Origin of the sequence: Okeania sp. SIO2C2 (assembly GCF_010692625.1) — a bacterium.
GTDB classification, from domain to species: domain Bacteria; phylum Cyanobacteriota; class Cyanobacteriia; order Cyanobacteriales; family Microcoleaceae; genus Okeania; species Okeania hirsuta.
The window spans coordinates 173411-185505 of record NZ_JAAHGM010000002.1; the positions used below are offsets into that span (position 1 = coordinate 173411).

At 35.3% G+C, this 12095-nt stretch carries 12 protein-coding genes; 9 read left to right on the plus strand and 3 right to left on the minus strand.

Annotated elements, in window-relative coordinates:
• Positions 1-95: 95 nt before the first annotated feature.
• From F6K18_RS01590 to F6K18_RS01605, 4 genes are all read left to right on the plus strand, one after another.
• Positions 96-620, plus strand: a complete 525-nt coding sequence (locus F6K18_RS01590; RefSeq protein ID WP_287517992.1) for a hypothetical protein — start codon at positions 96-98, stop codon at positions 618-620.
• 62 nt (positions 621-682) lie between these two features.
• On the plus strand, positions 683-985 hold the full coding sequence (locus F6K18_RS01595) for a hypothetical protein (RefSeq protein ID WP_287517994.1): 303 nt from the start codon (positions 683-685) through the stop codon (positions 983-985).
• Positions 958-2460: a hypothetical protein gene (locus F6K18_RS01600; RefSeq protein WP_287517996.1), complete on the plus strand. Its 1503-nt coding sequence runs from the start codon at positions 958-960 to the stop codon at positions 2458-2460. Before F6K18_RS01595 ends, F6K18_RS01600 begins: the two co-directional genes overlap by 28 nt.
• A gap of 193 nt (positions 2461-2653) precedes the next feature.
• Positions 2654-2929 (plus strand): hypothetical protein, encoded by a 276-nt coding sequence (locus tag F6K18_RS01605; protein ID WP_287517998.1) that lies wholly within the window; start codon positions 2654-2656, stop codon positions 2927-2929.
• A 1597-nt stretch (positions 2930-4526) separates the two neighbouring features.
• On the opposite strand, the gene F6K18_RS01610 is transcribed toward F6K18_RS01605, so the two are convergent.
• From F6K18_RS01610 to F6K18_RS01620, 3 genes are all read right to left on the minus strand, one after another.
• A complete protein-coding gene (locus tag F6K18_RS01610) occupies positions 4527-5150 on the minus strand; it encodes a hypothetical protein (RefSeq protein WP_287518001.1) in 624 nt (207 codons plus the stop codon).
• A gap of 66 nt (positions 5151-5216) precedes the next feature.
• Positions 5217-6047, minus strand: coding sequence for a hypothetical protein (locus tag F6K18_RS01615; RefSeq protein WP_287518003.1), 831 nt, complete (start codon positions 6045-6047; stop codon positions 5217-5219).
• A gap of 35 nt (positions 6048-6082) precedes the next feature.
• Positions 6083-7552 carry a hypothetical protein gene (locus F6K18_RS01620; protein WP_287518006.1) on the minus strand — a complete coding sequence of 490 codons (1470 nt, stop codon included), beginning with the start codon at positions 7550-7552 and terminating at the stop codon, positions 6083-6085.
• Positions 7553-7735: 183 nt separating this feature from the next.
• Here F6K18_RS01620 and F6K18_RS01625 point away from each other — a divergent pair, with 183 nt between their 5' ends.
• The 5 genes from F6K18_RS01625 (at position 7736) to F6K18_RS01645 (ending at position 11987) form a co-directional block, all read left to right on the plus strand.
• Positions 7736-8017, plus strand: coding sequence for a ribbon-helix-helix domain-containing protein (locus tag F6K18_RS01625; RefSeq protein WP_287518008.1), 282 nt, complete (start codon positions 7736-7738; stop codon positions 8015-8017).
• Positions 8018-8167: 150 nt separating this feature from the next.
• Positions 8168-8461 (plus strand): nucleotidyltransferase family protein, encoded by a 294-nt coding sequence (locus F6K18_RS01630; RefSeq protein WP_287518011.1) that lies wholly within the window; start codon positions 8168-8170, stop codon positions 8459-8461.
• A complete protein-coding gene (locus F6K18_RS01635; RefSeq protein ID WP_287518013.1) occupies positions 8458-8790 on the plus strand; it encodes a DUF86 domain-containing protein in 333 nt (110 codons plus the stop codon). Before F6K18_RS01630 ends, F6K18_RS01635 begins: the two co-directional genes overlap by 4 nt.
• A 465-nt stretch (positions 8791-9255) precedes the next feature.
• Positions 9256-11565 carry a UvrD-helicase domain-containing protein gene (locus tag F6K18_RS01640; protein WP_287518015.1) on the plus strand — a complete coding sequence of 770 codons (2310 nt, stop codon included), beginning with the start codon at positions 9256-9258 and terminating at the stop codon, positions 11563-11565.
• Positions 11566-11810: 245 nt separating this feature from the next.
• On the plus strand, positions 11811-11987 hold the full coding sequence (locus F6K18_RS01645) for a helix-turn-helix transcriptional regulator (RefSeq protein WP_287518018.1): 177 nt from the start codon (positions 11811-11813) through the stop codon (positions 11985-11987).
• Positions 11988-12095 lie beyond the last annotated feature (108 nt).

A 12095-nucleotide genomic window follows, 5' to 3' on the forward strand; every position in this document is an offset into this window, starting at 1 on the left:
TCCTAATGCGCCTCCACATATCAAATATTTGAATGATGAAAGGTGCAGAAGGAAACACATGGCACAACTACTCAAACAAAAAGGAGTAAAAATTAATGGCAGATAATTCAATGTTTTTCGGTGGAGCAGAAGTCGGTAATAAGAGTTCAGGAGGTAAAACTGCAGCTATTACACCTGGTTGCATTACCCCGGATCATGGCGGATATTCTCATGTTTTTTTGGAAGAAGGAAGCAATGCTGTAAACACTTGGGAAGCCAATGGTTTGATGCTATCTGAGGAGGAAGTTGCAGGTAATCAGGAACTAGCTAAAGAATTAAAAAAGCAAGCTATGTTCGCGTCTAAGAATTTTGCTGCTATCAAATCTATTACTAAGAGTGAAAGTACGATCGCTAAATTCTGGAGCAAGAGCAAGTTAATTGTAGCTCAAAGTGTTAAGAAACAGTGGGATGCTTTCAATGCCATGTTTACAGGAATGGACAGGCTGTGGGCTGGCTACGATGTGGGCAAAACCCGCCGTCAGCAACAGTTTCAACTAATTGACAAGCAACGTCAAACAACTTTAGGAACAATGCAACAAAAACACTCAGAACAGTTAGCTGCACTGAGTTCTAAGAATTAGTGACTTAAGTTAACTTAATTTAGTTTAGTTTAGTAGAGGGGAATTTTACCCCCTCTAATATTATGGCCAAACAGAAATTAATCTGGTACTCCAGTTTAGGAGTTTTTAGCTGCTGCCTGAGTATTTTTTTAGCAGAAATAGTGCAGATGTACCCGGCTTTAGCTTTGTTCTATCTAGCTTTAGGATATATTGCATATAGAGTTTTTCAAGGCAATCAACATCCCCAAGCCCGTGATGGAATGGCAGCTAATTTAGGTAGGGGAAGTATTGATTACGGCTGGTGTTTGCTCATTTGTTTTACGGGTGCATTAGTAGGGGGTGGCGCATCATGGATATTATGGGCAGTCCAGTCACTTTCCTTGTAGGAGGCGTTGGTTGTATGGCGATCGCTCTCCATCCCAACAGTTCAAATGCTGTGAGTGCTTACTTTGCGGGGTGTGGAATAGCGTCTGCTGCTTATGCCATGAAGCGCTCCTATGAGTTACAGGTAGATGGAGCAATAGCTAACACCATGCGCGAGTATCAAGTCTCCTCCACAGCAGCAGAAGCAGAAATCAGAATCAATCAAATATATGAGTCTGCTTACCCACAACAGCAACTACCGATGATGATGTCTAATACTGAACTTGATGCGGATAAATATTTTGAATGGATACGGTTTGTAACTGAGTCTGACAAGTACCCTCATGCCATCTTGGAAGCAGAAACAGGAGGAGGTAAAAGCACCTTAGCAACAGCATTAGTTAAATATTTAGGAGGTGAAGCAGTAGTATCAAACCCACATTACAAACCAGGTGATTTTTCAGAATTTACTAACTATTGCAAAGGCATGAATTACGGCAGTTGGAAGCAAGATACAATTCCTGAACATTATCTCAAGGATAATGAATCAATGGAAACACTGTTTAAAGATTTTATTGATGATAATTTACCTTTTTCAGTTAGTTGCGCTCACTTCTTTAAAATCATTCACATAGAAATGAAACGGCGTTACAAACTGAGAGAAAAAGGAATAGAAAACTATCCTTTTGTCAATATAATAGCTGATGAGTTTAACGAAACTATAGATGAATTAAAGCAGTCAAAATCTGCTAAAGATAATGAATGGTTTAAGCCTACATTTAAACAATGTTTTATTTCAATTCTCAGGCAAGCAAGAAAAGTCAATATTAGACTAATTGGATTGGTACAAAATGCTGAATTAGAGGCTTTAGACTTAAAAGGATTAGGTTCAGTCAGGAAGTGTTTTAAGAGAGTAAGACTAGGGGAGATTGCTAAAACTTATAGTAAGAGAATTGACCCCGAAGTTTATTCCTGGTGCCATACTCAAGAGTATCCAATTTTAGTAGAAGATACTCCAGCAAAACTACCAATTCCTATCAATGTGATGGCTGTTGAATCTGTCAAAGTTGGGGATGATTCTGAGGATAACTTTGAAGAAAATTCTAATAATAAGAATGAAACAAGCAATTACAACAATCCTGATATTAACCCTGATAATTCTGAGGATAATTCTAGTGACGATTCTGAGGATAATCCTAGTGACGATTCTGACCAAATACAAGGTAATTTCTCAGATAGTAAAATCGACTTAACTAAGGATAATTTACCAACTTTAGAACAGATTGAACAGGAAATATTGGCTTTTTGTGCTTTACAAAATTCAGTCACGGCTAGAGAGGTTCAGAGGGCATTTAAGAAGTATAAGTTATCTGCTGAAGCTATCAAATCAATACTCAGAGATTTTGAAAGAAAAGGTTTAGGAAGTGTAACGGAGAAAAAAGTAGGAGGGGCGGTTAGTGTGACATTTACTATCAGTGACAGCGAGGGTGACAGCTAGGTGTCACTGGTTGTATCTCTGGTGTTTCTTTCAGGCTGTCACTCATATTTTATAGGTTGTCCAGCGATTTTATCTTGTTTCTCTCCCATGCCTCAATTCCCCAAAATCTACAAGGAAGCTGCATCAGGTACAGCGATCGCCGTGACAGCTAAGTTTCAAACAATAAAGTTACTAATCAATAGGAAGAAAGACAATGAAAAGTGCATTACAACCAAACAAAGAAGAGCAACCTAATTTAGTATTAGAAATTGCTAAAAAAGCATTCCCATTAATATTACTATGTTTAGTGTTAGGTGGTGGTGGTTTAGTAGCAGTATTTAGTTCCAAACCTAAGCCAGAAAAAGTAGTAGAAAAAGTTACTAATCAAGTCACAGATAATCAACCAAAACTACCTCCCTATACTCTGATTTTAGATGGCAAAAAAGCCACAATTAAATACCATAATAATGAATCTAATATGGTATTTTAAAATTTATCTGAAGTACAAATTATCTGTTTATCAGGAGGAGGTGGTATAGGGTGTGTATTACCTAATTATAAATCTCCTGTAGCTAGAGAATTTGAAATTCAAACACCAAGAATTAAGACTACTGTCAAAACTTCTGGACTATCTCTAACAGATAAACAAATGGATAGTTTAATGTTAATATTTGGAGTTATATTTGCACTCTGGCTCTTGAATAAGTTAGGTATTATAAAATGGTAAAATAAACAGTTAAATCAAACTAACTCGATTTTAAAGAAATAAATAATTATCCTTTTTAGATATAAGGTACAAGTATAAATCCGGTAATTCTATTTACCGGATTTTTTGTCTTAAATTTTATTTAAGTAGTTGTTATTTTATAGATGTAGCGACTCGTCTGGGGTTCCATGTTCCATCAAATTACAAAGGTAGCCTTGGCTCGGCAGTTAAGAAAAAATGCGGTCATTTATTAATGGGTAAAATTATTTCAAATCACTAACCTCCAAATAGGAGGTTGAGTGTAATCACCAGTTTTTTTTGTTTAATAGTCTATTTATAAAAAGTCATAAGTTTAAAAGAATTGACAAAAACTACACAAGACTGGTGAGACTCTGTATAAGCTTGGTGAGATTAAAAGTCTCATGGTGAATAAAAGCTATTTTCAAGCGTTGTTTTTGGTAGATATTATAATTAATAATAGCCTATTTTATTAATAATATTAGTATTAATCTAAATATAGACAGGATATACAGGATTAATGAAGCGTTTGTTGTAGCCGTGATAGCTATTATTATGCTTATTACTATTAGCAATAAAGATAAATAAGTATTAATTATTTTTCACATATAGACTTTCTCCCGTTAATTTCCGTAGTTAAATTATAACCTATTAATATTAACTAATAAAATTTATTTATTAATAGCGATATTAACATGAAGCGGTTAAACACATCAAGAATGGAGGGATTACAGTGTATCATCGTGGGACTGGCGAATCCCATGACGGGATTCTAGAGTCTCATGGTGGGATTGGCGAGTCTCATGGTGGGACTACACTTAAATATATATAATAAAAAATAAATAATTAATCTAACTCCAATAAAAGATCAAGAGGCGTTGGAAAAATTTAATTTACATTTTTTTATTATTTGTTAAAGATGAAATTGTTTATATATCTTAGTTGCAGCTAAGAAAGAAAATTTTTTAATTTAGAGGTTTGAATAAAAATCTTGATCTGAAAATTGAATTAAAAATGCGCCCGTGAATTTTTCGTCGAGCGCGTGAAGCAATATATTCATTTTGCGGTGTCTAGGAGAGCGTTTAAGGTGGGTTGAGATGATTTTAGGTAGTTTGTGTTGTGATGCAGGTTTAAAGTGTGTTTTAATTGTTTCAACTCACTAACCTCCAAATAGTAGGTTGAAAGGCTTATCAATTGCTTATTCTTTTCGGGGTGTAAAAGTGTAAAAATAAGAGACTCCCATTAAATTAATTTCTTTTCTCTCAATTTTATCCATAATTTCCCCCTCAAAAGGAATATATTTTTCTGGTTTAAAACCTCCTATCTTATAGGATATAAATAGGAGGATATTGTCGGAATTAAACTATTTATTACTTTCTAATAATAGTTGATTTCCTGAGATAATTGCTTGTACCTCAGAAGCGGATAAACCATCTAAGCATCTCATTTTAGCTGTACCCTCAAGGTCAATAAATTTATCAACTTCTCCTAATGCACCTACTAATTGGTCAATGCTGTTATCCTCTTCAGTTCTCTCTCTCCACTGCCAATCAACGCTATAGTAATTAATCGGTTTGACTATACCACTTTCATCAGGCTTTTGACCGCTATGTTTAACAAAACTGGCAACAAAAACTCCTTCTGCTGCTTCAATTCCTTTGCACTGGAGTTTAGTGATGAGATTTAGGAAACTGGAGAGCGATCGGGTTTTTTGGTAAGTGACCATAAGGCATTCCCTGTAAATGTCCGAACTACTCCCACTGTTCTCAGCCACAAAGAACAATTGCCCCCAAATAGTATTGGTGGTTTGTCCTAAAGTTCCATGATACTTGCTAAACTTCAAAATAGAACACTCAAGCTTATTTCCAAGAGCTTCATCAGAAATTTTCCATTGTCCCTCTTGACAGTTGCATCTTAAATTAGGAATGTTATCTGCTACCAAAATTGCATCCTTTGGTTTTGTTCCGAAAATACTAAGTGATGTCATTGCTTTTAATTTTCTTTTAATTGTGTATTTACCCTATCCAATACAGATAGGGGGTTTTTTGTTGAGTTAATTATTCCAGGGGTGATTGGGATTGCTTATCATTTCTGCTATCATTTTCAGGGCTTCACTAATCGCGCCTTTCATTGAATCAGCTCGTTTTGCCATGAGTTGGGAGTTGTCAGTGGGAGAAACATACCATTCACAATCCCTGTACCTTTTGATATAACAGTATTTAGTGGTACTCCTAGCTACTTTACATTGGTCTTCATCGTCAGTTTTGTAAGCTTTGAAATGTTCCGGCAACCGGGCTGCTATCTTACTACCTAGTGATATTTCTCTAGGATGGTTTATGTACCCTGTTTCCCGTAACTCTTGCCAAATCTTATCAAAATAGGGTTTTATGTGGTCTGGAGTAAAATCAGAGAAAGATAGATAAATCTGATTATTGAAAACTAAATTAATATAGTTCCCATGAACATCATTATGATGATGGCAGAAATAATGTCCGTTAATTGTGCCGGAATTAGGGCAATACCAGCCGTCCCACTTGATTCCAAGATGTAGGTCTGGTCTTATTTTTGGGGTGTAGACTTTGATTCCTTTTGTTAATTCATAGCTAATATCGTTTTCAACCATGAAACCTTCTAAATCGCAGTCATACTTGGCTAACTCATTAACCAGAGCGGAGTCAACGTCTATATAACTTCCTTGGTGACTACAGGTTCCTACTACTGTTCCATAGTGGTAAACTGTTAGCTGTTCCCACTCCACAAAATCAACCTTAAACCCTTCTAACTGCTCAATTTCAGTCTGTACAAGTTCAAAGCAAGTAGGATCGTCATCCTCATCATCAAAAAAAGCAATTTCAAAGTCATCATCTGCATCCTCTCCTAACACTGGAGAGGATTCTAATACCTCCCCAGATAATGACTCTATGCTTTTTTTTGTTTCAGTGATTCCAGTACAGCTTCACCCGCATCGTAGGCTTTTGATACTTGCTCTGGCGTGAATCCATGAAAAGTTAGGCTGTTGTTCCCAACTTCATAAATGTCACTTCCATCGTCCTCGAAACAAGCTACCTGGCTGTCACCATGCTTGATTGTAAGGAATGTTGAGCGAGGGGTAGTTTCGTAAGTAAATGTCAATGCGTTTTGGGGGTGGAATCTTTTCAGTTCGCTTGCAATTACTTCTAGTGCAGGAGTAGGAGTGGGAGGTAGTTCTGGTGGTTCAGGAGTTTGAAGATTTAATTCTGTTTGTACTCCTACGTTTGGCTCTGATTGCTGCGACTCTGGCTTGTTTCCAATCTGTAAACCAGTCTGTTGCTTTTTTACAGGTACGAGTCCAGAAAAAGTATTGTTTGCTATCTCGTCTGCTGTAGGTGCTGTATCTTCTGTATCTTCCGGTTCAGAAAGAGCTTTTTCTAGTTTTACTACTAACTCAGGAGGACAAGGTTTTTGGGATTTTGCAGCCACAGCTTTGAGCGATCGCTTGTCCACTACTTTAAATACATCCTGGTTTATTAGGTAGATTACGCGGTCATCTTCATTTTTAATTTGTAACCCGTGCAAATAAAATCCAACATACCGAGCGTTTTGAAGCTTGCCTAGTACATCGCGCCATTGGATAAGGTCAAAAGGGGTTGCTGCTTTTTTATCCATAGCTGCGTTAGCACATTTGATTAGGTTACGCTCTATGATACTACAGGAATCCCAAACCTTGCCTGCCTTGTCTGAACCTATCTCTACTTTAAACTTTTCCAATTCAGAGCGATTCTTACAGCTCAACATCCGCTCCTTCAATGACTCTGACTGAAGTTCGTCAAAAATCTGTTCTGTAGATTCTGGTTTTTGCAAACTAACATCATTTTCACTCGCTACAACTTCATTAGCTTCTAAAGTGGGGCTTGGTTCTGGAGAAATTTCTACTTTTTGCTCAGGGCTGGTGATAATTTTTGGCTCGGATTGCTGACGATTTTCTGAGATTTTATTAAATGCTGCTTCTATTTTTGCCACCTCTTCCTTACTAGAGTAAGGTGATTCAATTTTTTCCTCAGCTTGTGGGGCGGGTGTTTGGGGTAATTGTTGCTCTTCTGGAAATATATCTGCTTTGAAATGTTCTGCTGCTTTTTCCAACTCATCCACAGATTCAATAGACTCAATCTCAATTCTTACTGGTGGTAGTGTAGGTTCTGGAGTAGGCTGGAGTTGTGAAAGGCGATCGCTAACCACTGACTGATAGTCCGGGTGTTGGGTTAGTAGCAATTCCAATTCTGCAACCTTTGAGGCAATTTGTGAATCAGTTTCAACTAATTTAGTTAGTTGGGCTGTTGCTGTATCTAATTGATTCTTGATAATAGAGATTAACTGCTCTTGGTTGTGGATTTTCTCAGATTTTAGTATCATTGTAATTTCCTTACTTTACTTTGATGTTTGGTTGGGACTTTATAAAAAGGACATTGCCTAGACTTTCGACGGTACGGGCAATGTCCTTTTTGTTTTTGCCCCTGTAGTTGTCTTCTTTACCTCTACATTTATTATAATAGAGCATACACAGGATAATGTCAACCTTTTCAATAAAAAACTTTTATGCTATTCTTAGGCCATAGTCAATACACAAGATTACAGGAGAAATGGCCAATGCCAGCACCAATAGGCAACAGAAATGCTGAGTCAGTATGGTTCACACCCGTTGACCCCAAGGAAAGCACTGTTTACATCTCAGGACGTATATTAGAAAGTCAGCAAAAAGCAGTTGATGAAATCATCAAAAAAGAAGGGATGACCAAATCAGCGTTGATTAGGGAAGCTGTAGGACTATGGTTAAGACAATACCAGGAGGAGCGGGCGGGTAGTTCTGCTGTAGGTTAAAAAAACCTCAGCACCGACCGCATTATAAAAGCACTCTCAAACTTCACTGCCGTTTCAAACGGCGAAAAGGGGTTGCATTTGAAGCCCAACCACTTCGACTAGATAATATTTTACTTTTTGTAAATTGAAACTTTTACTCACGGAGTTTATATGAAACTAAAGCAATTACTGTTAGAAAAACGAGAAGAAATTCTTCATTTTGCATCCCAACATGGGGCATACAATGTGAGAATTTTCGGTTCAGTTGCCAGAGAGGAAGATGATGAAAATAGTGATATTGATTTTTTAATTGATTATGATTTAAACAAAATTAGTCCTTGGTTTCCTTCGGGATTAATGCAAGATTTACAGTCTATTTTAGGTCGTAAAGTTGATATTGTTACGGTGGGAGGATTGAAAGAACGGATTAGAGAAAGGGTGTTAGAAGAAGCAATAGAATTATGAGAAACGATCGGGAAAGATTGATAGATATGTTAGAAGCAATTTCTCAAATAGAAAAGTACGCAATTCAGGGAAAAAATAAGTTTACGGGGGATGAGTTAATTCAAACTTGGATGGTTCATCATTTAATGATTATTGGGGAGGCTGCAAGCAAAATGTCTGAGGAAACAAGACAGCGTTATCCTAATATTCCTTGGGTGGGAACAATTGATGTTAGAAATATTATTACTCACGAATATTTTCGGGTGAACTTGGATATTATTTGGGGAGTTATTAGCAATGATTTACCCAATTTAAAAGAACAACTTCAAGAGATTTTAGGAGAAAGTTAATTTAGGAGTATTAATAGTAACATAACAAAAAATATACGAGTTTGACTGAAAAGCCAGTAGGTATCTAATCCTACTGGCTTGTTTGTGTTTAGAGCGATCGCCAAAATCAAACCACTAAAATAATAAAATTTAATTGATTTATATATACTTATATACGGCTTCAAGTATAGGAACTACCAATAAATAAAAGGATTTTAAATCAATTACTTATCATATAACGTCCATATAAATTATACAGATAGAAATTTCATAATACTTTAATCCAATATGATTAAGTAATTTTAATTATTATTGTATTAACAATATTTATTTATATTTCTATTCCTATTGAGTCGCGATTCACTTAATTATGACAAATTTCTGTTGTCACCCCGCGCATCAAATATATACAAAAATATAAATTATTTTGGGTTGACAATAAGTATTATATGCTACTATAGATTTATGTGACAGTAATCTAAAAGTATGGCATATCATAGCAGAGGAGGAGTTAGAGAGGGCGCGGGTAGACCTTCTAAAGCCCCTACTAAAACAATAAGAATTGAAGAAAATTTGGCAGATAAAATTAAGAAATTAACTACCAAATTAGAATCTAATTATATTTTGAGTAAGTGGGAGAGTGTGGAAAATTTTCTGCTACATAATCAAACCCTCCCACAGCAAGATACAAACAATGAACTACCTCCAAAATTATCAAAAGCTTTGGAGGATAAAGCGTTGGTTGAATTGCTAGATAAAATATTTAGTAAATTTTCTCCTGTTGACTTTATTGCCTATTGGTCAGATATTGACCTTACTGAAATAGAACCTACATCAGAAAGTCAGTTGGCAAGGTCAAACGTATTATGTGAAGCTACAACAGAAAAACCATATACAGTAAGCACTCCAGAAGTTAACTTAGCTAAGGATGCGACCCTAGAAAAGTCAGAAGTTGTTTCAGTAGTTGAGTTTTCTGACTATAAAAGTGCGGATGGAAATTTCCTAACTAAAGAGCAATTTAATATATTAGAAGCTGTGCGCGATAGAACATCCGTTCCGCTCCGCGATCGCCTCCCTCAAGCTGAGAAAAAAGGATTATTAATTGAGGCATTAGCTGGTACTGGAAAAAGTACAATGTTAGCTGAGATAGCTAAAGTTTTGAAATCTGAAAAGTTATCCTCACTAGAATGTAGATTTGTTGTATTTGGTAGGAAAAATCAACAGGATTTAGCTAATAAATTATCAGAGATAAAGTGGGAAAAATCAGTACAAACTCTCAATAGTTTAGGCTATGAAATGTTGAGAGATGCACTAGGCAAAAGTCACAAACAATTCAGACTAAATAATGGAAAGTATGAGAAACTAGCTCAGGATAAAGGCTATATAGATAGATATAATAAATGGGGTGAGAAAATACCAGGTCAGCTACAAATTGAAAATCATAATGGAGAAATAGCTATTAAGTCAAAGGGTGATTTTGTAGATTTATTGGATAAGATGAGACTGCATTGTTATTTTGTAGATGAGATTAGTAGCGATGAGATATGGGAGATAGCGGATAAATATGGAATTGAAATATATAAAAATAGGTTAGGTGAAATAACTGAAGCTGTTTGTGATGTTTTAGAAGCTGGTTTAGATGATGGAATTAATAAGTTAAACATAGATTTTTTAGACCAAACTTGGTTATTATGGCACGACCAAAATGTATATAAAAATGTATTTAATAAATGGTCAAACAAGCTGAAGGTTGTTTCTATTGATGAGTGCCAGGATACAGATTTATTACAGATAGAGTTTATTAAATTGCTGCACAAATCATCTAATAATTTTATAATTGCTTGTGGAGATAAGTTCCAAGCTATCTACAGTTTTCGCGGTTGTTTAACAGATGGAATTGATGTAATTGCTAAAAAATTTAACTGTGATAAAATGCCATTAACTACTAACTGGAGATGTGGTAAAAAACATTTAGAATTAGTCAGAGATATTTACCCGCATATAGATATTAAACCAGCTCCTACAGCTCCAGATGGTGAGATTAGAATTATCAAAGAAAATCACTTTTTAGATATATTTGATGAAAGCGATCGCTCCTTATCTTTCTTTGGTATTTGTCGTAAGAATGCACCCTTATTAATTTTTGCTATTAGACTTTTAACTGCTGGATATGCTGCCCGTATTAAAGATAGAAATTTAGGGGCAAAATTACTTAATAAAGTGAAAGAAGTTGTGAAAGGTAATTATGATGTTGATACTTTTTTGAACCAGGTTGATAGTTGGTTTGAATTTCAAGCTAATTCTATTAATAAATTGCCAGAAAAAGTCCAGGAGCAAAAGTTAACTGAACTGAGAGATTATAGAGATTGTTTAGTGGCTTTATTTGCTAAATTTCAACCTAAAAGTTTGAATGATTGGAAAACTGAGATAGATAAAATATTTGATGAATCAACTACTACTAAAAAGATTATAGATTTATATACAATTCATAGTGGAAAAGGTGGAGAAGGGCATTATACATTTATCCTTTATCCTGAGAATATGCCGATTGAATTTGAGAAGCAATCTAGAGAAGAAAGGCAACAGGAACAACACATGATTTATGTTGCTTTAACCCGCTGCCTAGCTCGTGCTAAAGGTGGTATTTTATGGTTGGTTTTGGAGGGTAAAAAGGATGCAATAACTTACCCGAAATGGCTACCACATGATTACCGGAAACTATGGAAAGACGATAAAGGTGAGGATTTTGAGACTGATTTTGAGGACTTAGAAGATGAGGATGATATTGAGTTTTAAAGCGTTTTCATGTCGCCGACATTAAAAGCGGAGCAATTGCAGTAACTATATCGCTCTCTATTTCTACTTTGACCAAAAATAATATTTATCTATTTTTAAATCTCTAAATTAATCGAACTTTCAAATGTTATTTAAAGTAAAATTTCTGACACAAATATTTATCAATTAATTAATAATCTTAAAATTACTCTTGCTTATCTAACTTTTGATAGGTAAGATAATACTACCCTTTTGTAATAACTCCCATGACACACACTACCTCAGCAGACATTCCACATCTAGTCAAAACCCTGAGACAGCGTTTAGGACTATCTCAGACAAAATTTGCTAAACACTTAGGTATATCATTCCAGACAGTAAATAGTGGGGAAAATGGACATAACCGCCCCTCTCCAATGGTGATGAAATTAATCTACCATTAAATTAAGGCATTAGGAAAGGATAAAACAGATTTATTAAATAAGTTTTTCTCTACAAAAAAATCTGAAATTTTGTTCTCTAAAAAATCAAATTAACTACTTATAAATTAA